General features: G+C 71.7%; 20 protein-coding genes. 4 read left to right on the forward strand and 16 right to left on the reverse strand.

Features of this window, described 5'->3' with window-relative positions:
* Window positions 1-8 precede the first annotated feature (8 nt).
* Window positions 9-1,004 carry an NAD-dependent epimerase/dehydratase family protein gene (locus N0B31_RS00420; RefSeq protein WP_260593747.1) on the reverse strand — a complete coding sequence of 332 codons (996 nt, stop codon included), beginning with the start codon at window positions 1,002-1,004 and terminating at the stop codon, window positions 9-11.
* Between the two features lie 41 nt (window positions 1,005-1,045).
* Entirely contained in the window at window positions 1,046-1,804 is a 759-nt protein-coding gene (locus N0B31_RS00425; protein WP_260593748.1) for an MBL fold metallo-hydrolase, read from the reverse strand.
* 103 nt (window positions 1,805-1,907) lie between these two features.
* On the opposite strand from N0B31_RS00425, the gene N0B31_RS00430 reads away from it, so the two are divergent.
* Window positions 1,908-2,441 (forward strand): redoxin domain-containing protein, encoded by a 534-nt coding sequence (locus N0B31_RS00430; protein WP_260593749.1) that lies wholly within the window; start codon window positions 1,908-1,910, stop codon window positions 2,439-2,441.
* A 7-nt stretch (window positions 2,442-2,448) separates the two neighbouring features.
* Here N0B31_RS00430 and N0B31_RS00435 read toward each other — a convergent pair whose 3' ends face one another.
* The 6 genes from N0B31_RS00435 to N0B31_RS00460 form a co-directional block, all read right to left on the reverse strand.
* Window positions 2,449-3,312 carry a DUF58 domain-containing protein gene (locus N0B31_RS00435; protein WP_260593750.1) on the reverse strand — a complete coding sequence of 288 codons (864 nt, stop codon included), beginning with the start codon at window positions 3,310-3,312 and terminating at the stop codon, window positions 2,449-2,451.
* 9 nt (window positions 3,313-3,321) lie between these two features.
* Complete coding sequence (locus N0B31_RS00440) at window positions 3,322-4,260, reverse strand: AAA family ATPase (protein WP_260644031.1); 939 nt, start codon at window positions 4,258-4,260, stop codon at window positions 3,322-3,324.
* Between the two features lie 98 nt (window positions 4,261-4,358).
* Window positions 4,359-5,195 carry a DUF7502 family protein gene (locus N0B31_RS00445; protein ID WP_260593751.1) on the reverse strand — a complete coding sequence of 279 codons (837 nt, stop codon included), beginning with the start codon at window positions 5,193-5,195 and terminating at the stop codon, window positions 4,359-4,361.
* A complete protein-coding gene (locus tag N0B31_RS00450; RefSeq protein ID WP_260593752.1) occupies window positions 5,195-5,986 on the reverse strand; it encodes a coiled-coil domain-containing protein in 792 nt (263 codons plus the stop codon). The genes N0B31_RS00445 and N0B31_RS00450 overlap by 1 nt, the downstream gene beginning before the upstream one ends.
* Window positions 5,987-6,067: 81 nt before the next feature.
* Window positions 6,068-8,476, reverse strand: coding sequence for a vWA domain-containing protein (locus N0B31_RS00455; RefSeq protein ID WP_260593753.1), 2,409 nt, complete (start codon window positions 8,474-8,476; stop codon window positions 6,068-6,070).
* A complete protein-coding gene (locus N0B31_RS00460) occupies window positions 8,476-10,281 on the reverse strand; it encodes a DUF7408 domain-containing protein (protein WP_260593754.1) in 1,806 nt (601 codons plus the stop codon). Before N0B31_RS00460 ends, N0B31_RS00455 begins: the two co-directional genes overlap by 1 nt.
* A gap of 119 nt (window positions 10,282-10,400) precedes the next feature.
* Here N0B31_RS00460 and N0B31_RS00465 point away from each other — a divergent pair, with 119 nt between their 5' ends.
* Complete coding sequence (locus tag N0B31_RS00465; RefSeq protein ID WP_260593755.1) at window positions 10,401-11,582, forward strand: 3-dehydroquinate synthase II; 1,182 nt, start codon at window positions 10,401-10,403, stop codon at window positions 11,580-11,582.
* A gap of 196 nt (window positions 11,583-11,778) precedes the next feature.
* Here the strand turns inward: N0B31_RS00465 and N0B31_RS00470 are convergent, their stop codons facing one another.
* From N0B31_RS00470 to N0B31_RS00495, 6 genes are all read right to left on the reverse strand, one after another.
* Window positions 11,779-12,198 carry a carboxymuconolactone decarboxylase family protein gene (locus tag N0B31_RS00470; protein WP_260593756.1) on the reverse strand — a complete coding sequence of 140 codons (420 nt, stop codon included), beginning with the start codon at window positions 12,196-12,198 and terminating at the stop codon, window positions 11,779-11,781.
* A gap of 135 nt (window positions 12,199-12,333) precedes the next feature.
* Window positions 12,334-12,768: a DUF7575 domain-containing protein gene (locus N0B31_RS00475; protein ID WP_260593757.1), complete on the reverse strand. Its 435-nt coding sequence runs from the start codon at window positions 12,766-12,768 to the stop codon at window positions 12,334-12,336.
* Between the two features lie 98 nt (window positions 12,769-12,866).
* A complete protein-coding gene (locus N0B31_RS00480; RefSeq protein ID WP_260593758.1) occupies window positions 12,867-13,541 on the reverse strand; it encodes a type I 3-dehydroquinate dehydratase in 675 nt (224 codons plus the stop codon).
* A gap of 57 nt (window positions 13,542-13,598) precedes the next feature.
* Complete coding sequence (locus tag N0B31_RS00485) at window positions 13,599-14,654, reverse strand: DNA-methyltransferase (protein ID WP_260593759.1); 1,056 nt, start codon at window positions 14,652-14,654, stop codon at window positions 13,599-13,601.
* A gap of 44 nt (window positions 14,655-14,698) precedes the next feature.
* Window positions 14,699-15,763, reverse strand: coding sequence for a glycosyltransferase family 4 protein (locus tag N0B31_RS00490; protein ID WP_260593760.1), 1,065 nt, complete (start codon window positions 15,761-15,763; stop codon window positions 14,699-14,701).
* Between the two features lie 55 nt (window positions 15,764-15,818).
* Window positions 15,819-16,553, reverse strand: a complete 735-nt coding sequence (locus tag N0B31_RS00495; RefSeq protein ID WP_260593761.1) for a hypothetical protein — start codon at window positions 16,551-16,553, stop codon at window positions 15,819-15,821.
* Window positions 16,554-16,638: 85 nt separating this feature from the next.
* Here N0B31_RS00495 and N0B31_RS00500 point away from each other — a divergent pair, with 85 nt between their 5' ends.
* Window positions 16,639-18,417 (forward strand): S9 family peptidase, encoded by a 1,779-nt coding sequence (locus N0B31_RS00500; RefSeq protein ID WP_260593762.1) that lies wholly within the window; start codon window positions 16,639-16,641, stop codon window positions 18,415-18,417.
* Between the two features lie 3 nt (window positions 18,418-18,420).
* Here the strand turns inward: N0B31_RS00500 and N0B31_RS00505 are convergent, their stop codons facing one another.
* Together N0B31_RS00505 and N0B31_RS00510 are read right to left on the reverse strand one after the other, a co-directional pair.
* On the reverse strand, window positions 18,421-18,795 hold the full coding sequence (locus N0B31_RS00505) for a hypothetical protein (protein ID WP_260593763.1): 375 nt from the start codon (window positions 18,793-18,795) through the stop codon (window positions 18,421-18,423).
* A 60-nt stretch (window positions 18,796-18,855) separates the two neighbouring features.
* Complete coding sequence (locus tag N0B31_RS00510; RefSeq protein ID WP_260593764.1) at window positions 18,856-19,299, reverse strand: universal stress protein; 444 nt, start codon at window positions 19,297-19,299, stop codon at window positions 18,856-18,858.
* 85 nt (window positions 19,300-19,384) lie between these two features.
* On the opposite strand from N0B31_RS00510, the gene N0B31_RS00515 reads away from it, so the two are divergent.
* The gene (locus N0B31_RS00515) at window positions 19,385-20,452 is read left to right on the forward strand and encodes a M48 family metallopeptidase (protein ID WP_260593765.1); all 1,068 of its coding nucleotides are present in this window, start codon (window positions 19,385-19,387) and stop codon (window positions 20,450-20,452) included.
* Window positions 20,453-20,469: the final 17 nt, after the last annotated feature.

A 20,469-nucleotide genomic window follows, 5' to 3' on the forward strand; every position in this document is an offset into this window, starting at 1 on the left:
GTCCGAGGCTACATCACCTCCAGGATCGAGAGCACGCGCTCCTCGGCCTCCCGGTCCGGGCCCTCCTCGCGCCCGGTCCGGTCCGACTCGCGGTGCTCGGCGACGGTCGCCGGGACCGACTCCTCGTGGGGGGTCGACTCCCACCCGAGCGCCCGGAGCTTCGAGAGCGAGAGCAGGTGCGGCGCCGGCCGGTAGCCGGGGAAGTCGGTGAGTTCGAGCCCGCCGGCCTCCAGTTCGCGCGGCCCAGCGTACACCGCCTCCACCTCCTCGTCGGTGGCGTCGGCGATACGCTCGACCCACTCGCCGAGGGTCGGGGCGTGCTCGTCGCCGACGTTGTAGGCCTCGCCGGGTTCACCCTCCTCTGCGACGATTCGGAGCGCGCTCGCCACGTCCTCGACGTACACCTTCTGCCAGAGGTTGGTGCCGTCACCAGGGACGACGACGCGGTCGTTGTTCAGCACCCGGTCGATCCAGTAGTCGAATCGTTCGGTGTAGTCGTGCGGCCCGTAGACCACGGGCGGGCGGACGCTCATCGCGTTCACGCCGCGCTCGGCCGCCTCGAAGATGGCGCGGTCACCCTCCGCCTTCCGGGGCCCGTAGCTCGCCGCGGAGTCCTCGGTGGCCTGCTCGGTCGTACAGTCGCAGAGGGCGGTCTCGTCCTCGCGCTTCGGAACCCGCTCGGCTCCGTAGGCCGCACCGGAGGAGACGTAGACGTAGGCGTCCACGTCGGCCTCGCCGCAGATGTCCGTGGCAGCGCGAACGTCCCGCGGGAAGTACGCGCAGGTGTCGACGACCACGTCCGGGTCGGCGCGCTCCACGGCCAGGCGGAGTTCGCCCTCGCTGGTCCGGTCACCCTCGGTGTGGCTCACCCGGTCGTCGTCGGCGAACGGGTTCGTGTGGTTCCCGCGGTTGAACAGCGTCACCTCGTAGCCGTGGTCGAGGAACTCCTCGACGGTGTGCCGGCCGATGAAGCGGGTCCCGCCGATGCAGAGCAGGTGTGACATACCCGGAGTGCGAGCGGCCCGAGCAAAAGTTGCGGTGGTCCCTACAGGGTCACCGTCTCGCCGTCCTCGGGTATCGCGACGCGCTCGGCGACGCCAGCCTCCGAGAGCGCCGCGCGCAGGTCCGCGCGGGTCTGCAGACAGTGGTTGATGGCGTCCAGGTGGTCGGCGACGACGCGTGCGTCGGTCGCCTCACAGATGGCCACCACGTCCTCGGCGGTCATCGTGATGGGTCGGCCCTCGGTGAACTGCGCGGCGCCGGCGTTCGCGACGACGACGTCCGGGTCGAACCGCTCCAGCGTCTCCGCGACGCCCTCGTACCACACCGTGTCGCCCGCGTGGTAGAGCGTCGGCTCGTCGGGCGCCTCGAGGACGAACCCCGAGACGGGAGCCATCGCTTCCGCGAGGGCACCGTGGCCGTGCCGTGCGGGCGTGCGGGTGACCGTCACGTCCCCGAGTTCGAGCGCCTCCTCGACCGGACGGACGTCCTCGAACGCCGTCTCGCGGAGTTCGTCGGCGTCCTCCGGCTGGCAGAGCGTCGGCCCGCCGTGGCCCGCCAGCCGTTCCTTCGCGGCGTCGTCGAGGTGGTCGTCGTGGAGGTGTGTCACGAGCAGCGCGTCGAACGCGAGGTCGTCCGGATCGACGTCCCCCGGCAGGTCGACCAGCGGGTTCCGCCGGTCGTTCGGTGAGTTCTGGATGGGCGGCGCCGTGCCCGCCTCGGCGAGCATCGGGTCGATTAGCAGGGTCGTGTCGGCGTACTCGACCAGCAGGGTCGCGTGTCGCAGGAGTCGAATTGCGGTCATACGCGGTCGACGGCTGGCGTCGACATGAGCGTTGGTGCCGGTCGGAAGAACCCCGTCTCTGTCCGGCAACACGGTTATCGCACTGGGACTGGGAGGTGACACGATGAGTTCGAGTGCGCTCGCCGTCGGTGAGGAGGCGCCGGCGTTCGTCGCGCCGCTCGCCCGGCCGAACGGCGAGACCGAGGTGGTCCCGTTCACGTCGTTGCTCGCCGAGCGACCGGTGTTGCTGGTGTTCTACACCAACGACTTCACCCCGAGCTGCGTCGCCGAGTGGTGTTCGTTCCGCGACTACAGCTACCTCGCGACCGAGGATCGCTACCAGGTCGTCGGTATCAGCAAGTCGTGGGCCGCCACCCACCACCGCTTCATCGACTGGCTGGACCTGCCGTTCCCACTCTACTCCGATACGAACCTCGACGTGGCCGAGGCGTTCGGGGTCGACTACCGGACGTTCGGCCTCCTGCGTCGCTCGTGGCGCTCGTGTTTCCTCGTCGACACCGACCGGACGGTCCGGTACCGCTGGCTCGCGGACCACCCCCTCGACCCGACCCGCGACGTCCCCGACGTCTGGGAGATCCACGAGGCGGTCGTCGAGGCGCTCGGCGGTGCGACACCCTCGCCCGCACGGGACACCTGAGCCGCGCTCACTCCACCCAGACCTTCCCGAACGAGTCGAAGAACTCCGCCCCGGTGTCGACCAGCTCGTGGCGCGCCCGGAGCGTGCGGACGCGCTCGGCCACGTCCTCGACGTGTCGCTCCAGTCGCTCGCGGTAGCGCTCGCGCCGCCGGGCCCCGAGGTGGGTCCGGAGCGTGCGCGGTGACTCCATGTCCTCGACGAGCGCGTCGCCGCTGACCGGCAGGTCGCGCTCGGCGGGGTCCATCACCCGCGCCAGCACGAGCTTGTTCCGCGAGAGCGCCTCCAGCCCCCGCTCGATCTCCTCGGGCGGCTCCAGACAGTCGCTGACCACGAGGACGAGCGAGCGCGACCCGATGGTGTCGGCGTACGCCTCGAGCGGGCGGGCCATATCGGCGTCCCCAGTCGGTTCGGTGGCGTTCAGTCGGTCGACGAGTCCCAGCACCTCGCCGCGGTTCGAGCGCCCACGGTCCAGGCGCTCGTAGTCGTCGGTGAACGTGGCGAACCGGAAGTCGTCGTGGGCGCGGGCGACGAGGTACGCGAACCCCAGCCCCAGTTTCGCGCCGTACTCGAACTTCGTCGACAGCCCGTCGCTGGCGAACCCCATCGACCCGGACGAGTCGAGCAGGACGTGGACCGTGAGGTTCCGCTCGGCCTCGTACTCCTTGACGTAGAACTCGTCCGTGCGGGCGAACAGTTTCCAGTCGATACGGCGGGTGTCGTCGCCGGGTGAGTAGCGCCGGAAGTCGGAGAAGGTCAGCCCCTCGCCGCGCTCGCCCGAGCGCTGCTCGCCCTGGAACTGCGAGGCGACGTTGCGCTTCTGGGCGCGGGCGTACCGTTCGAGCTCGTCGAGGAACCCCGGGTCGATGGCCATCGGTGGCGCTCAGCGCTCCTCCAGCAGCCGCTCGACGGCGTCGTCGGGGGTCGTCCCCTCCCGCTCGGCCCGGAAGTCGACGATGATGCGGTGTCTGAGGACCGGGCGGGCCATCCGCTCGACGTCGGCCTCGCTGACGTACGCACGGCCCTCGAGCAGGGCGCGGGCCTTCGCCGTCACCACGAGCGCCATGCTCGCGCGGGGCGAGGCGCCGTACTCGATGTGGTCGGCCTCGCGCGTCGCCCGGACGAGTTCGACCGCTCGCTGCCGGATGTCGTCGGCGATGGGAACCTCGCGGACCAGCTCCTGTGCGGCCCGTATCTCCTCGCGGGCGAACACCGGTTCGACCGGGATGGTCCGGTCGAGCCGACTCGTGTAGCGGTCCACCACCTCGAGTTCCTCCTCCAGCGTCGGGTAGTCGACGAGCACCTTCAGGAGGAAGCGGTCGGTCTGGGCTTCGGGGAGCGGGTACGTCCCCTCCTGTTCGATGGGATTCTGCGTCGCCATCAGGAAGAACGGTTCGGGCAGGGCGTGGGTCTCGCCCGCCGCGGTGACCTGCTTCTCCTCCATCGCCTCCAGCAGCGCGGCCTGCGTCTTCGGCGTCGCCCGGTTGATCTCGTCGGCCAGCACGACGTTCGCGAAGACGGGCCCCCGTTCGAAGACGAACTCGCGGCCTCCGGCGCCCTCGCGGATGATCTCGGTCCCCGTGATGTCCGAGGGCATCAGGTCGGGGGTGTTCTGGACGCGGGAGAACGCGAGGTCCGTGACGTTCGCGAGGGTGCGGACGGTGAGCGTCTTCGCCAGCCCCGGATTGGACTCCAGGAGCGCGTTCCCGTCACAGAGGACACAGACGAGCAGGTCGTCGAGCACGTCGCGCTGGCCGACGAGTCGCTTGCCCACCTGCTCGCGGACCTCGTCCAGTTTCCGCTGGAGGTCGTCCACGTCCATCTCCACGTCCGCGTCGGCGAGCGCCTGCTCGCCTCCGTCGGTGTCGGCACGGTTCGCCGTCGCTCGTCCGTCGCTGCCGTCGGTCGATGAGTCGTCTGTCATTGGTCGCTGTCGTCTCTGATTCGGAGATTGTACTCGCGGATGATGTCGGCGTTCTCCACGTCGTCCGAGCGGGAGAAGCCGGCCTGCTGTGCGTCGTACGAGGCGTCCGAGGAGAACCCGCCGCCGTCGTAGCCCTCGTCGAACTCGCCGGGGTCGCCCTCGCTGCCGGGCGACCCGCCGACCACCGCGTCCAGTTCGTCGTCGCCCGCGTCGGCGTCCGTCTCCTCGCCGAGGATGGCCTCACCGTCGTAGAGCCCGTCGTAGTCGTCGTCCCGGCCCTCGTCGGCGTTCCCGCCGTCCGTCGGCTCCGGAGCCGGCGTCAGGTCGATGCCCACCACGCTCGCCTGCACCGTCGCCAGCGCCAGCCCGAACACGACGAGGACGCTCACGAGGACCCGACCGGTCGAGACGAGGTCCGCGCTGGAGGCCGACTGCAACCCCTCGAGCACGTCGTCGTAGAGCCGCCGTGCCATCCGCGTCTCCTCACCGTCGAGCGCGGCGTCACGCGCGGTGCGGAGCGCCTCGCTCACGTCCGGGTTGACCGCCTCGAACTGCTCGACCGGTGGGGTCCGGAACCGGAGGGCGAACTCTCCCGCGCCGGCGAGCAGGCCCGCGCCGACCGCGATGACCTGCCGCGTGTACGACGGGCCGGGCAGGTCGACGCCGAGGACGGTCACCGCGAGGTTCACCGCCAGCACGACGAGGACGGCATCGACGACGGCGTGGATGGCGGCGGCCTTGACGGTCTCGCGTCGGACCTGTGCGATGGCGCGTCGTACCCGCTCGCGGCCCTCGCTCTCGGCGTCGCCAGCCCGAGTCGACTCGTCGGTCATCAGCACCGGCTCGGGTCCTCCTCACCATCCGGCTTCGCCACCTCGGTCCGGAGGCAGCTCGCTTCGTCCTGGAGGGCGTCGTTCTCCGTCTGGAGGTCCGTGTTCTCGGTCTGCAACTGCGCGTTCTCCGTCTGGAGGTTCGCGTTCTCCTCCTCGAGTGTCGCCACCTCCGTCTCGAGCTCCGCCGTCTCGTTCTCGAGCGCCGAGTTCTGGCGCTCCAGCTCGGCGACCCGGTCGAGGAGTGCGTCCCGCCGGTCCTCGAGGTCGGAGATCTCCTGCTCCAGTTCGGTGTTGCGCTGCTGGAGGTCCTCCCTGTCTCCCCGCAGTTCGGCGAGCTCGTCCTGGAGCTGCGAGCGCTGGGACTCGAGTTCCGTCACCCGGTCGCGGGTCGCCTCGAGCTGTTCCGTGGCGGACTCGAGGTTCTGCTCCGTCTCGTTCAGCTCCGCCCTCGTCGTGCCCAGCTCCTCGAGCGTGTTCGCCAGCTCCTGTTCCGTCTTCCGGAGTTCCTCCTCGGTCTCCCGGAGGTCCGTCGTCACCTGCTCCAGGTCGTCCTGTCGGGTGTCGATGCTCTGGTTCAGCTGCTGGAGTTCCGCTCGCGTCCGTTCGAGTTGTGCACGCGCTGCCGACAGCTCCTCGTCGAGCGCCTCGTTCCGCTGTTCGAGTCGCTCGTTGCGCTGCTGGACGTCCTCGACGGAGTCCTGGAAGTAGAGCGTCGCTCCGCCGGTCCCCGCGACCATCGCGGCCACGAGGAACACCAGCGCGACGTTGATACTTCCACCGAGTAGACCCATGGGCAGAGAGGGTACGTCCGGCGACATATCTCTTGTGCGAAACGACGCTCTCGGATTCGGGAGTGTCGAGACGTGGGCCGGTCAGTCGTCCCCGGCACTGGGGACGGCCGTCGCGTCGGACCGTCGGTACCGCGAGAGCCGCCGGGCACTCACCTCCGCGAGGAAGAGGAGGAGCGCGACGGTCAGCAGGAGCCAGTCCCACTCCTCGCGCACGTCGCGGACCCGCCGCGAGGCACGCTCGACTGTCGTGGCGATCTCGGCGGCCTGACTCGGCCGGAACACCTCGCCGCCGGTGGTCCGGACCGCGCCCTGTAGCCCCGGTGAGAGGCCGAACCCGGCGTCCTCGCGTGGGTAGTTGACCGCGAGCGTGGCGCCGCTGACGTTCAGGAACCCCATCTCGGTGGGCGTGACGGTGGTCTCGAAGCTCCGCTCGCCGACCCGACGGAACGTCGGTGGCCCGTCCGGTCGCTCCTCGCCGACGTAGCGAATCGTCACGCGCTCGCCGACGCGGGTGTCCGGGGCGCTGACGACGCCCGTCGCGCCGCGTTCGGGGTCCCCGATGGCCCAGTTGACGGACTTCGAGAGCAACAGCGAGTCGGGCCGCTCGAGCAGGCCGTCGAGGGTGCCGTCCTCGCCGTAGGCCGTGATGGAGACGACCCGTCCGAGGCCGTAGCGCCACTGGGCGAACGCGGGCTGGCCCTCGCCGCTGGCGACGAGGAAGTCGGCACCCGACTTGACGCTCACGTCGTTGGTGAGCGGCGGGTTCGACTCGGGGTCGATCCCGGCCGTGATGAACTGGTTCCGGTCGACGACGGTGAGTCGGTCGGCCGCGAAGGTGCGGGACTCGCCGCCGAACAGGAGTCGCAGGCGGTCCGTCTCGTCGGCCCGGAGGTACTGCCCCCCGGTGATGCGCGCGACGTCGGAGAGCAACGGGTCGTTGACCCGCTGGCCGACGCCGACGGAGACGACGCGGACGCCCCGGTCGGCCAGTTGCCGGGCGGAGGCACGGGCGCTCGCGCCGCCGTCCTGCCCGTCGCTGACGAGGATGACCGTCCCCGGCCCGTCCAGGAGTTCGGCCGCACCACGGAGCCCCGTCCCGAGGTCCGTGCCGCCGCCGCTGGTCAGCCGCCGCACCTTCCGCTCCAGTTCACCGCGGTTCTCCCCGAGCGTGACGATGTCGTTCACCCGGTAGGCGCGGAAGTTGAAGCCGACGAGGCCGACCTCGTTGGCGTCGCCCAGCTGGTCCAGCACGTCCAGCGAGATGGCCTTCTGGACCTGCATCCCCTCCTCGGCGGAGCCGGAGACGTCGACGAGCAGGACGATACGGGCGGTCCGGCCGCCCCCTTCACCCAGCGTCACCGGGAGCATCGACGCGAGCGAGGAGTCGGCGTAGCCGCCGTTCTCGTAGGCGTTGCGCCCGCCGGCGACGACCAGCCCGGTGCCGTCGATGACCGCCCGCTGGAGGGCCGAGACGTTCCCCGCCTCAGACGCCGGCACGTCCTGTAGCACGACGGCCTGGTACGGGGAGAGGTCGGTCGGTATCGCGGGGGCGCGGTCCACGTCGTAGAGCCGTTCGAGCAGGTCGCCGAACGGGTAGGCGTCCTTCGCCACGTAGAGCACCTTCGGCTTCGGGACGACGCGGACCGTCTTGCGGAACACGTCGTTGCGCTCGACGCCGTCGTCGCTCTCGACGCGGGCGGTCAGCCGGTGCGTGCCCACGTCGTCGAACGCGTAGGTGAACTCCGTGGCGCTCCCGTCCTCGATGCGCTCGGTGTAGACGGGCGTGCCGTCGGCACTGACGGTGACCGTGACCGGCCCGTCGCCGAGGTCGCTCCCGTCGAGCCGGAGGAGGAACGTGTTCTGGATGCCGGCGCTGGTCTTCGTGGGCCCAGCGAGTGTGACGTACCGCTCGGTGCGCGGCGAGAGCGCGACGGCGTGGACCGTCGCGCCGGCCGCGGCGGCCACCTCGGCGGCCTCGGCCAGCGAGCGCCCGCCCGTCACCTGCCCGTCCGAGAGGACGAGCACGGAGCCGTTGCGCTCGACGTTGGCGACGATGGCGTCCCCCACCCGGGAGGTGTTGTCGGACGCGACGACCGAGCGCGTGACGGGGACGCCCTCGTCCTCGATGCGGGTGACGAGGCCGTTCGCGTTCGCGTCGGTGAGCGCCATCGAGTTCGACTCGTCGACGAGCAACCTGACCTGTGGGTCGCCCGCCGTCTCGCGCTCCGTGACCGTGTACGGCCCGGCGGCGGCGGTCACCAGACACAGGACGACGACGAACCGGGTGGCGAACAGGACGAGCCGCCGGTTGCGCCCCCAGTCGCCATCGCCGTCCCGCCGGTAGGTGGCGACGCCCAGCAGGACGAGCGCGACGGGGAGCACCAGCAACACGCCCGGCACCGCGACGCCCACCTCGACGCCACGGACGGTGTAACTGGCCGCCTCGCCGAGCGGGCCGAGCCAGTCGGGGAGCGACTGCAGCACCCACATCAGAGGTCACCCCGGTAGCGCAACAGCGCCACTTCGCCGAAGACGAACGCGAGTGCACCCAGCGCCAGCGCCGGCGACAGGTCGAGCGGGCGGGGAACCTGCTCCTCGCGCGGCTGGACGACGCCGTCCGGCCCCGTCGAGAGCGCGGGGGCCGAGACGTTCGACTCCGGTTCGCTCACGAGCGAGGCCGCCAGTCGCTGGCCGCCGACCCGGTAGTGGCCCGCCGCGTCGAGCGCGACCCGGCCGGAGACGGTCTCCTGCCCGTCGTCCGGTCCGACCACCCGCGTGTCGTTGCCGACGGCGACCCGGGTGCCGGTCTGCAGGTTCGTCGCCCGCAACGGCTGGCGACCCCCCGCCTCGTATACCATGCGCTTCCAGAGGACGGGGTACTGGTAGTTGAACTGGAACTCGGAGGCCGTCGGGAGGTATCCGTAGTAGAGTAGGCGCCCCTCGCCGAGGGTCCCGCGGGCCAGCAGGGGCGAGCCGTCGGCCTGCACGAGCGTCCGGGTCCCCTCGGGCGGTTCGGCGGTCAGGTAGGCGTCCGGCGGCGGGAACCGGATGCCGGCGGTCAGGTCGTCCTCCTGCACCCGGAGCGTGGGATTCTGCTCGCTCCCGGTGGGGTCGACGGCCAGCAGTGAGCCGTACTGGACCTCCGCGAGGTCGTCCTGCGCGACGACGATGGCGCCACCCCCGTCGCGGACGAGGTCCGTGGCCCGCTCGGTGGTCGACCGGAGCAGCCGGTCGCCGTCCACCTCGCTGAACACGACCACGTCGTACTCCTCGGAGACGGAGGTGGGCGGACGCGCGACGGTCAACTCCACCTCGTCGAGCACCTCGAGCGCCGTGCGGAGGAACCGACTCTCGCCGTTGGTCACCAGCAGGACGCGGATGCGCGCCCGGTCCGGGCCGGCGAGGTGGAGGCGGTCGTCCGTCGGGAAGTCGTCGCCGGGCGAGAGCCGCACCTCGGCGTCGCCCGCTGGCACCCCGAACGTCACCGAGGCCACGTCGCCCGGTCGGAGCGTGAGTCGCTCGCGCTGGTCCCCGAGCGCGACGGTCCGCTGGACCTCGCTATCGGCGTAACTCTTGACCGAGACGGTCACGTCGGTCCGGCCGTAGGTGGCGTCGACGATGCCGACGTTGTCGACGCTCCCGCCGACCTGTCGGACGTCGACGGTGTAGCCCCGCCCGCGGGCGGTCTCGACGGCGTTGCGCCACGCGTCGTCGCCGGCGAAGTCGCTGACGACGAGGATGCGGGCGTCCTCGTCGGCGACGGCGATGGCTTGCGAGACGGCGCCCGCGAGGTCGCCCGCGGCGTCGGTCACCGTCACGTCGTCGAGCGCCGCGATGTAGTCGTCCTCGCCGGCCCGCTGGACCCGGACCTGCGGGGCCGGGGACGTGGTGACGAGCGAGGTGGTCTGGGCGCGTGCCTCGCGGGCGGCGGCCCGGGCAGCGACGAACCGCGAGCGTCCGTTCGCGTCCGTCACGGTCATCGAGGCGGAGTCGTCGAGGACGACGACCGTCTCCTCCACCTGCGTGCTCCCGAGGACAGTGACGTACGGGGAGGCGAGCGCCAGCGCCACGCTGACGAGGACGAGCGCCTGCAACAGCAGGAGGAGGTTCCGGCGGAGGCGACTGAGGGCGGGGCGGTCGGTGGCCGTCTCCTCGCTGGCCGTGAGGAACTCCAGGGTCGGCAGCCGGAGCCGGGTCGGATCCGGCCGCACGAGGTAGAGGAGCACCAGTGGGACCACGGCGAGGAGGGCGACCAGACCGAGGGGGCTGAGGAAGACGTCGGAGAGGCCGGCCATCGTCCGTGGGGAGTTCGCCGGTGCGTAAGGGCTTTTCCACGGCGCAGGCCGACCCGCCCCCGGTGGCGACCCTCGCCCGGTCCACCAGTTTCAATACCTCACCCCCCGGCGGTGGCGGTATGAGCGACCGGAGCGTCTGGCTGAAGGCCGACGACGAGGTAGGCGACTGGGAGACACGCAAGCGACGCATCACCGCCGGACTCGAGGCCGGCGTCGACTGGGTACTCGTGGACGCCGCCGACGTGGCGAAGGTGCGCGAACTCGGCCGCGTGAACGTCGCCGCCTTCTCCGGCGACGACGTGCACGTCATGGACGCCGAGGGCGAGGAACAGGCAGAGGCCGACGCCAACGTCGTCGGGAAACACGGCGAGGGCGACGGCACCATCGACCTGCCCGACGACTTCTCCGGCAGCGCCGACCTGACCACGCTCCGCCGGTCGGACGGCCGGGCCGACGGGTCGTACGTCAAGATCCGCTCGCCGGACTACGAGTCGTTCGCCGAGGCGGCCGCGCAGGACGCCGACTACACCATCGTCGTCGGCGAGGACTGGAAGATCATCCCGCTCGAGAACCTCATCGCCCGTATCGGCGAGGAGACCGACCTCGTCGCCGGCGTCCAGACGGCCGAGGAGGCCCGGACCGCGTTCGAGACGCTCGAACAGGGCGCCGACGGCGTCCTGCTGGACACGGACGACCCGGACACCATCCGACAGGTCGTCTCCATCCGCGACGAGTCAGAGCGCGAGACGCTCTCGCTGACCTACGCCACCGTCACGGCCGTCGAGGAGACCGGGAGCGCCGACCGCGTCTGCGTCGACACCGGCACGATGATGGACGACGACGAGGGGATGCTCGTCGGCTCCATGTCCCGCGGGATGTTCTTCGTCCACGCCGAGACGGCCGACTCGCCGTACGTCGCCTCCCGCCCGTTCCGCGTCAACGCCGGCGCCGTCCACGCCTACGTCCGCACGCCCGACGGCGGGACGAAGTACCTCGCGGAACTGAAGTCCGGCGACCTCGTTCAGGTCGTCGACACGCGGGGGAACACTCGCGAGGCCATCGTCGGCCGCTCGAAGATCGAGCGCCGCCCGATGTTCCGCGTCGAGGCCGAGGTCGAGACCGACGCGGGCGTCGACCGCATCGAGACGCTCCTGCAGAACGCCGAGACCATCAAGGTCGCCACGAGCGAGGGCCGCAAGGCCGTCACCGACCTCGAGGTGGGCGACGAGGTGGCCATCTACTACGAGGACACGGCGCGGCACTTCGGGGAGGCGGTGGAGGAGAGCATCATCGAAAAGTAGAATCTTTCTGCTGTCGGGTTCGCGCCGGAGGCGCGAACCGCTCCAGCAAAAAGGCGCTCCTCGCGGCTTCGCCGCTCGAAGCGGGTGAGAACGCTGGTGGCACCGCGACAGCACCGCCACCGCTCCCGAGACAGCACCGTACCGCACTACGGTGCGCCGTCCCGACCGCTACCGCTCTCTCGCCGCTCCGCCTCGCTCAGTCGTCCGCCGCCGCGTCCATGTGCTGTTCCATGTGGTCCCCGATACGGGCGAACTCCTCGCTGAACGTGTCGATGTCGTAGTTCATCCCGTGCAGGATCGCGCTGTAGCGCGCCGTGAAACTCGCGAGGTACGCCACCTCGCGGAGCTCCTCGTCGGTCGCCCCGTGGAGTTTCGCCGCACCCATGTGGAACTCCTGACAGTAGGGGCACTTCAGATTCGCCGCGACGGCCAGGCCGATGAACTCCTTGTACTTCGGTGGGATGGCCGTCTCCTCGATCGTGTGGCGCTTGAAGTTCGGCCACTCGTTGACCAGGTCCTCGTCGTTGAGTTCCCAGAACCCCGGCACGAACCCCAGCGTCTCCTCGATGTCCTCGCGGACCACGTCGACGTCTCGCGTCTCGCTCTTGCTCGCCATGCTCTCGCCCTCGGGACGGAGCCCGGTCCACGCTCGCGGGGCCGGCGCCGCCCCGAGCGCAGTCGTCGCTCCACGAGCATAGTTGTATCGAGAGTATGACACGAGTGGGAGTGTCCCGGTGGGCGTGCCGCGTGCTCAGCGGACCGACTCGGCCTCGCCGCGCGGCCGGCGCTCGGCGTCGCCCTCCCACTCGATGGGGCGGGTACACCAGTGGCAGAACTCCAGGTCGGCGTCCACCTCGTTCCCGCAGTGGGGACAGCGCGGCTCGTCGGCGGTGCGGTAGTGGTTGCGACGCGAGCAGAGCCAGTAGGCGTCGAGCGTGCTGAACACGGTGACGGAGGCGAGCGCCAGCGTCACCTCGAGTGGCTGGTCCGCCATCGCGAGCACCGTCTGCACGAGCGCGTCGAGCGTCCCCGCGCCGCCGCTCGTCGGCACCACGAGCAACACCGTCGCCACCCACAGCCCGAACCAGAGCACCGCGCGGAACCACGCACGCAGGTAGAGGTGACCCAGGCCGGGCTGGAGGAACGAGAGCAGAGCGGCCAGCAGGGGGCTCCGGGGTCGGGACACGACTTCCGTCTCCCTTGTCACTGCGGACTCATATGTCTTCCTTTGACGCGTGTCGAGCGGCGTCCGACCGTCTGACGGACGGCACCGCGACGACGCCGTCACTCGAGCGCCGCGACCAGCGAGGCCAGCGTGGCGAGGTCGTACTGCCCCGGCGCGGTGGCTCGGTCCGGGTCGACCGGCGCGTACCCGATGCGCGAGCCGTAGACGGGCGCGACCGCCCGGGTGTGTCGGCCCGCCTCGCCCATCGCCATCGTCGCCACCCGCAGCCCGTCGTCGGTGGCCGACGCCGTCGCCGACAGGAGCGCCAGCGTGTCCGCCCGGTCCGTCGCGGTGACCGCGACCTTCGCCACGTCGCCCACGTCCGCGGCCCGTTCGAGCAGGCGCGAGAGCTCCTGCTCGGGCGGCGTCGCCTCGAAGTCGTGGACGCTCACGACGACGGTGGCGCCGGCGTCGCGCGCCGCGCGCACCACCTCGCCTCCCTCGCCGTGGGCGACGGCCTCGAGTTCCACGTCGACGGCCGCGACGGCGTCGTGCTCGACGGCCGCACAGAGCGCCTCGATACGTCCCTCGTCGGGCGCCTCACCACCCTCCCACTCGGCGCGGTTCGTCACGAGGAGCGGCAGCTCGCCGTCGTAGTCGGCCAGCGCGGCGCGCGGCGCGTCGGCGAGGTCCATCCTGAACTCCACGCAGTCGGCCTCGTCGCGGGCGGCCGGCTCCTCGGAGAGGTCGGCCGTCGACGCCGCCAGCGTGAACTCGTCGAACGGGAGGTCCATGCGTGAGGGGCGTGGGCCGGCCGAAAACCGGTTTCGGTGTGGTCTGTCCCGCCCCGGTCAGACCGGCGAGTGGGTCGCCCGGTAGGTTCGGGGGTCCTCGTCGGTCCGCTCCACGCTGTCGACCGCTCGCAGGCGGACGTGCCGCTCCTGCTTCGTGACGACGCCGAACGCGTAGTGCTCGGCCTCGTAGTTGGGCGTGCCGTCCCAGTCGGCCAGGAACTGCCGGTGCGCGTCGAGTCGCTCCTCGGCGATGGCGCGGGAGCGTTCGGGCGCCTCCGTCACCCGGTCGTCGAACGCCGCCACGAGCGCCCGCTCGCGCTCGACGCCGACGGAGTCCCGACCCGCGACGAGCGCCGCCAGCGAGGTGGTCCCCGTCCCCCAGAACGGGTCCAGCACCGTCTCGCCGTACGTCGAGAACATCAGGACGAGTCGCAGGGGGACGGTGAGCGGGAACGCCCCCGAACGCTCGCGCAGGTCGTCGTCGAGGGTGTCGCCGTTCGCGTCCGTGGCCGAGAGCCGCTGGCGCGTGCCGGTGAACGCCCAGAGGTCCGAGAACCACTCGTTGCGCTCCTCCCAGAAGTACGCGGACGCGTAGCGTTCCTCGTCACCCGGCGGGTACGTGCGGGTGTCGCCGTTGCGGAAGACGAGGAGGTGCTCGTGTTCGAGCGTCGGGTAGGCGTTCGGCGGGAGCGTGCCGCTACCCATGAACTTCGCGGCGCTGTTGGTCGGCTTCCGCCAGAGCAGCCCGGGGAGAGACGAGAGGCCCGCCTCTCGCACGCGGCTCGTGACCGCGGCGGCGTTGGGGTACTGTTCGAAGGTGCCGTCCAGCCGTCGCGTGGCGTCACCGACGTTCACGACGGCGATGCCGCCCGGACGGAGGACGCGAGCGACCTCGGCCCACGCCTCGGCCAGCAGGTCGTGCATTTCATCGAAGGCGGCCGCGCCGTCGCCCCGTTCGAGCGCCGCGCCGATGGCCTCGTCCTGCGCGGCGAACGACTCGTCCCACATCTCCACCATCGGGTACGGCGGCGAGGTGACGACGAGCGACACCGAGTCGTCCGCGAGGGGGAGCGACCGGGCGTCGCCGACGTGGACCCGGTGTGTCGTCTCCATACTCGCCGGACGGCGCGGGGGTCCTAGTGCGTTGTGGTCGCGGGTCACTCGCTCGCCGGCCGGGGGTAGACCGTCGCCCCGGCGTCGCGGTAGACCGAGAGCCAGCGGTCCGTGACCGCGTCGGTGTCGTACTCGTCCATCGACTCGTCGACCGTGAGCCGGCCGTACTCGCTCGCTGCCTCCAGCGCGTCGGTGATCTCCTCGGGCGAGGTGGCGCGGAAGCCCCGTTCGCGCCGCTCGACGAGTTCGTGGGCGGCGCTGGCGGCCTGGTACTCGACGATACCCACGCAGCCGCAGGCGAGCGCCCAGCAGAGCTCGGTGGCGAACTCCTCGCGCCGGGCCGTGTGCACGAAGACGTGGGCCGCGCGGTACCGGGCGATGCGCTCCTCGCGGGAACACGACCCGACGAACTCCACCCGGTCGCCGATGCGGAGGTCCGCCGCCTGTTCCTCGTACGCCTCGCGTTCGGGGCCGTCGCCGACCACCGTCGCCTGCCAGCCCCGCTGGCGGTACTCCGCGAGGGCCAGCAGGAACGACTCGAGGTTGGCCCCCTCGTCCAGCCGCCGGGCGGCGACGATGTCGGCCTCGCCCGCCGGGTCGACCGAGCGCACGAGGTCCATCTCGACCGACTCGGGGACCACGGTCGTCGCCTCCTCGGTGGCACCGAGTTCACGCACCTCGCGACGGACGAGTTGCGAGGGCGCGACGACCCGGTCGGGGACGCGGGCCGCCCGTTCGCGGTAGCGGTCGAGCGGTTCGTCGCCGTACCAGTCGACGACGAGCGGTGCGCGGGCGATCGAGGCCCCGAGCCGGGCGCTCAGGACGGCCGCCGGCGGGTCCGGCGTGGCGTGGACCACGTCCGGCCGGTCGGCGGCGAGGAGCGCGGGAATCCGGGCGAGGAAGGAGGGCCGGGTGGGTGAGATGGTGACGGCGCGGTAGGTGACGCCGTCGTGCTCGCGGGTCTCGTCGTAGCCAGCCCACCAGCCCGTACAGTAGACGGTGACGTCGTGGCCACGCGCCGCGAGCGCGCGGGCGACGGCCTCGGTCCGGGCGACGCCGTCGCGGTCGACGTAGGGGTCGGTGAACCGGGCGACGACGCCGACCTGCATGACGTCTCAGACCGAGCGGCCGGACATGAACCCTGTGGTCGCAGTGCTCGCCCGCTCAGAGGGCGCCACGCGCGGCCGCCACCCGGACAGAGACGGGCGGTTCGAACGCGTCGTCGCCGGTCGACGCGTACTCCACGAGCGCGTGGACGGCCCGCGTCTCGCCGGAGACGCCCTGCCACGCCACCTCGACGCGGCCCGCGGGTCCGAGTTCGTACGTGTCGGCCGCGAGGCCACCGCCCTCGAGCGGCACCCGCGCGCTCGGACCGCGCTCGTCCAGCGAGACCGCGACCGGTCCCTCGCGGGTAGGGCCGCGCGGGGTCGCAACCGTGAGTTCCCATCCGGGCCCCGGTTCCGTCTCGACGGCGAGACGCGAGAGGTTCGTCCGGCCCAGCCGACCGCTCACCTGCCGGGGGCGCGCCGCGAGCCAGAGCCACACCCGACGGCGCTCGCCGACGCGGTAGACCAGTGCCGCCCCGTGGGCGAGCGCGAACGGGCGGCCACCGTGCTCCTCGGGGACGTCCAGTTGCTGGACGCGTGCACCGAGGTACTCGGTGTCCGCGCCGAGAGCGGGCGAGCGTGGCCCGTCGAGCCCCCAGACGCCGTGGTCGCCGTACTTCTGCCGGAGTTCCACCGCCTCGCTCTCGAAGCCGTCGCGGAACGCGAGCCGGTCCGCACCGAGCGGGATGGACGCGCCCGCGCTGGCGGTGTCGGTGAGGTCGGTGACACAGCCGGCGAGCGAGCCGACGGCGACGCCGGAGAGTCCGGTGAGGAGGGTGCGTCGGGAGGGCACGACCGGGGTTCGGGGACTGTCGAGTATGGGTGTTTCGTCCCCCCGGCCCGGAACGACTTTCCACGCACCCGCCGAGGAGTGGGCAATGCGCGACATCGAGCGGTACCTGAACGTCCGGGCGGCCTACGGCGGGTCGCTGTCGCCGTCCGGCCGACTCGCGTTCCTGATGGACACCACCGGCACGCCACAGGTCTGGACGCTGGACGAACCGGGCGCGTGGCCCGAACAGCGGACGTTCTACGACGAGTCCGTCTCGTTCTGCTCGTACTCCCCCGAGCGGGACCACCTCGTCTTCGGGATGGACGAGGGGGGCGACGAGAACACGCAACTCCACCGTCTCGACCCGGACGGGACGGTGACCGACCTCACCCGGCACCCCGAGGCACGCCACCACTGGGGCGGCTGGAGCGAGGACGGCGACCACTTCGCGTTCACCTCGAACCGGCGCGACCCCGCCGTCTTCGACGTCTACGTGCAGGACTGGGACGCCACGGGCACGGACGCCGAACTCGTCTTCGAGGGCGAGGGCATCGTCGGCGTCAGCGGCTTCTCCCCCGACGGCACGAAGCTCGTCACGAGCGAGGTCCACCACAACTTCGACGCGGACGTGTACGTCCTCGACGTGGCGTCCGGCGAGCGGACCCACCTCACGCCCCACGAGGGGGACGTGCGCTACGGCGGCGTCGAGTGGGGGCCCGACGGTGGGCTCTACCTGACGACCGACGAGGACGCCGACCACCTCTACCTGGCCCGCCTGACGCTGGACGGCGAACTCACTCCGGTCGTCCAGGACGAGGTGTGGAACGTCGACGGCGTCGCGGTCCACCGCGACCCCGACCGCCTCGTCTACTCGCGCAACGTCGACGGCTACACCGACCTCACCGTCGCGGACATCGACGGGCCGGGCGAACTCACGGAGACGGCCAGCCCCGACCTGCCCGAGGGCGTCGCCGGCGGCGTCTCGTGGGGACCGGACGGCGAGACGTTCGCGCTCTCGGCGAGCGGGTCGACGACGAACACGAACGCCTACGTCTTCGACGGTGAGGAGACGACGCGCTGGACCAACGCCTCCACGGCGGGGGTCGACCCCGAGACGTTCAGCGCACGCGAACTCGTCCACGTCGAGTCGTTCGACGACCGCGACGTGCCGGGCTACCTCTCGCTCCCGCAGACGGTGCCCGAGGGTGGCGCCCCGGTCATCGTCGATGTCCACGGCGGCCCGGAGAGTCAGCGACGGCCCTCGTTCTCCGCGCTGAACCAGTACTTCCTTGCCAACGGCTACGCGGTCTTCGAGCCCAACATCCGCGGGTCGACTGGCTACGGCCGGGCGTACACCCACCTCGACGACGTGGAGAAGCGGATGGACTCCATCGCCGACCTGAACGCCTGCGCGGCGTGGCTGGCCGCGCGCGACGACGTGGACGGCGACCGTATCGTCGTGAAGGGTGGCTCCTACGGCGGGTTCGCCGTCCTCGCGGCGCTGACCGAGTACCCCGACCGGTGGGCCGCCGGTGTCGACATCGTCGGCATCGCCAACTTCGTCACGTTCCTCGAGAACACCGCCGACTGGCGCCGCGAGAACCGCGAGGCTGAGTACGGCTCACTGGCCGAGGACCGCGAGTTCCTCGAGTCCATCAGCCCGGTCCACCGCGCCGACCGCATCCGGGCGCCGCTGTTCGTCGTCCACGGCGCGAACGACCCGCGGGTCCCGCTGGGGGAGGCCGAGCAGATCGCCGACGCCGCGGCCGAACACGTCCCGACCGAACTGCTCGTCTTCGACGACGAGGGCCACGGTCTCTCGAAGCGCGAGAACCGCATCGAGGCGTACACGAAGATGGTCGAGTTCCTCGACGAGCACGTCTGAGTCTCAGTCCGGACACGCCTGCACCGCCGCGTTCACCTCCCGCTCGGGGGTGACGAACACGGCCGTCGTCGCCGACCGACACGTCGGCTCGCACTCGAACGTCACCGCGTCGAACGGCGCCCGCGCGGTCACCCGGTAGCGGTCGTTCCCCAGCACCCGGATCTGGCGCAGGGAGCGGGGCGGCACCTCGTAGCTGCCCTCGCTGGTCACCTCGTTCGTCGCCGCGCGCCGCACCGTCACCGAGAGCGTCACCGGATCGTCCAGCCCGCTCTCCAGTTTCAGGAACGGGTTCGCACCACTCGAGGCCGTACAGCCGGCGAGGGTGCCGGAGCCGGCCGTCACGACGAGCGCGAGGAGGCGGCGACGGCTGGCGTTCATCGAGTCGACCAGAGGCGTCGCGGGTGCCTGAACGTTCGGATACGGCCGTGGTCGCGGTGGCTACCGAACCACCGTCACCGGGCAGGGGGCGCGCCGGACGACCTCCTCGGCGACGCTACCGAGCAGGATGCGCGAGACGCCGGTCCGGCCGTGGCTGGCGAGGACCACCTCGTCCACGTCGTGCTCGGCCGCGTACTCGACGATGCGGCGGGCGGGACGGCCGTCCACGCGTTCGGTCCGTATCTCGGCGCCCAGGTCGGCGGCGGTCGCCTCGGCGTCCGCGAGGACGGCGTCGGCGCCCGCCTCGGCGGCCTCGTACAGCTGCTCCCAGTAGCCCGGCGCGGTCACCTCCGGGTCGGCCGCGTGGATGGCGCTCACCACGTCGACGACGTGGATGGCGACGACGTCGGCGTCGGGGTACCGTTCGACGGCGTGGCGTATCGCGGCGGTGGACCGCTCGCTGTCGTCGACCGGGACCAGCACCGTCCGCGTGGACTCGCTCATACCCACCGGTCGACGGGCAGGGAGAAAAACGCCGTGCCCCACGGCGGCTGAAGATTGACAACGTCCGCGCCCCTACCGGGCGACGATGCTCCCGCCGTTCGGTGCCCTCCTCGCGCACCTCTCGCTCGCGGCCGTCTGCTACGCCGCCGCTCGCCTCGTGGCGGTGTCGGCCGGCCCCTCGCCCGTCGTGGCCCGGCGACTCCGTCGCGTCGGCGCCGGCCTCGCCCTCCTGTTCGGGGCCGGCCTCGGTGCCGTCGTCGGCTCCGACGCCCACGTCGCCGGCTGGCTCCACGCGGTGCGTCCCGGTCTCACGCCCGACGTCTACCCCACCGTGGGGACGCTCGCGCTGTTCTGCGGCCCGGTCGTGCTGACCGCGTACGCCGCCTACCGCGGGGCCGACGACGCCGCCCGCGAGGGGTCGCCGGGCGGGTTCGCCCGTGGCTACGCCGTCGCGGTCGGTCCGGCGCTCGTGCTCACGGCGCTCTCGCCGGCCATCCCGGACGGCTGGTGGCTGGCGGTCGGGGTCGCCGCCGTGGGCCTGTTCGTCGCGGCCGGGTCGCCGCTGGCGGTCCGTCGCCTCGTGGCCCACCGCCCCCTGTCGCCGACCGAGGCACGCGGCGCGGCCGTCGACCTGCCGGTGTACGTCCTGCGGACGGGCGTGGACGGGCCGGCGAACGCGCTCGCGGCGGGGCTCCTGCCCGGCCTTCGCTGCGTGTTCGTCACCGAGCGACTGGTCGCGACGCTCTCCGAGCGCGAACTCGCGGCCATCCTCACGCACGAACTCGGTCACCACCGGCGCCACCACGTCGCGCTCCGGCTGGGCGCGGTGGCGGCGTTCGTCCTGCCGTGGCTGGCCGCGACGGCGCTCGAGGTGCCGGGGGCGTTCGAGACGGGGCTCCTGCTGGCGGTCCCGGCGACGCTCGGCATCCTCAGACTGGTCCGCTGGACGGAGTACGACGCGGACGACTACGCGGCTCGACACGTCGGTGCGGGTGCCATGCGCGACGCGCTGGTCCACCTCGCGGGTGGGTATCCCCGCCCGCCCGGCGCGCTCTCGGGGCTCTCGCTGCACCCGACGCTGGCGACCCGCATCGACCGGCTGGACGCCGGTCGGGGGGAGACGCCACGGCCCGAGGGGCACGCGGGGGACTGACTCGACGGGTACCTTCG

The organism is Salinirubellus salinus (assembly GCF_025231485.1).
Lineage (GTDB): Archaea > Halobacteriota > Halobacteria > Halobacteriales > Haloarculaceae > Salinirubellus > Salinirubellus salinus.

Coding starts and splice junctions, on each gene's coding strand:
- N0B31_RS00420 (WP_260593747.1), bottom strand. CDS start 1,004: ATGTCACACCTGCTCTGCATCGGCGGGACCCGCTTCATCGGCCGGCAC.
- N0B31_RS00425 (WP_260593748.1), bottom strand. CDS start 1,804: ATGACCGCAATTCGACTCCTGCGACACGCGACCCTGCTGGTCGAGTAC.
- N0B31_RS00430 (WP_260593749.1), top strand. CDS start 1,908: ATGAGTTCGAGTGCGCTCGCCGTCGGTGAGGAGGCGCCGGCGTTCGTC.
- N0B31_RS00435 (WP_260593750.1), bottom strand. CDS start 3,312: ATGGCCATCGACCCGGGGTTCCTCGACGAGCTCGAACGGTACGCCCGC.
- N0B31_RS00440 (WP_260644031.1), bottom strand. CDS start 4,260: ATGGACGTGGACGACCTCCAGCGGAAACTGGACGAGGTCCGCGAGCAG.
- N0B31_RS00445 (WP_260593751.1), bottom strand. CDS start 5,195: ATGACCGACGAGTCGACTCGGGCTGGCGACGCCGAGAGCGAGGGCCGC.
- N0B31_RS00450 (WP_260593752.1), bottom strand. CDS start 5,986: ATGGGTCTACTCGGTGGAAGTATCAACGTCGCGCTGGTGTTCCTCGTG.
- N0B31_RS00455 (WP_260593753.1), bottom strand. CDS start 8,476: ATGTGGGTGCTGCAGTCGCTCCCCGACTGGCTCGGCCCGCTCGGCGAG.
- N0B31_RS00460 (WP_260593754.1), bottom strand. CDS start 10,281: ATGGCCGGCCTCTCCGACGTCTTCCTCAGCCCCCTCGGTCTGGTCGCC.
- N0B31_RS00465 (WP_260593755.1), top strand. CDS start 10,401: ATGAGCGACCGGAGCGTCTGGCTGAAGGCCGACGACGAGGTAGGCGAC.
- N0B31_RS00470 (WP_260593756.1), bottom strand. CDS start 12,198: ATGGCGAGCAAGAGCGAGACGCGAGACGTCGACGTGGTCCGCGAGGAC.
- N0B31_RS00480 (WP_260593758.1), bottom strand. CDS start 13,541: ATGGACCTCCCGTTCGACGAGTTCACGCTGGCGGCGTCGACGGCCGAC.
- N0B31_RS00485 (WP_260593759.1), bottom strand. CDS start 14,654: ATGGAGACGACACACCGGGTCCACGTCGGCGACGCCCGGTCGCTCCCC.
- N0B31_RS00490 (WP_260593760.1), bottom strand. CDS start 15,763: ATGCAGGTCGGCGTCGTCGCCCGGTTCACCGACCCCTACGTCGACCGC.
- N0B31_RS00500 (WP_260593762.1), top strand. CDS start 16,639: ATGCGCGACATCGAGCGGTACCTGAACGTCCGGGCGGCCTACGGCGGG.
- N0B31_RS00505 (WP_260593763.1), bottom strand. CDS start 18,795: ATGAACGCCAGCCGTCGCCGCCTCCTCGCGCTCGTCGTGACGGCCGGC.
- N0B31_RS00510 (WP_260593764.1), bottom strand. CDS start 19,299: ATGAGCGAGTCCACGCGGACGGTGCTGGTCCCGGTCGACGACAGCGAG.
- N0B31_RS00515 (WP_260593765.1), top strand. CDS start 19,385: ATGCTCCCGCCGTTCGGTGCCCTCCTCGCGCACCTCTCGCTCGCGGCC.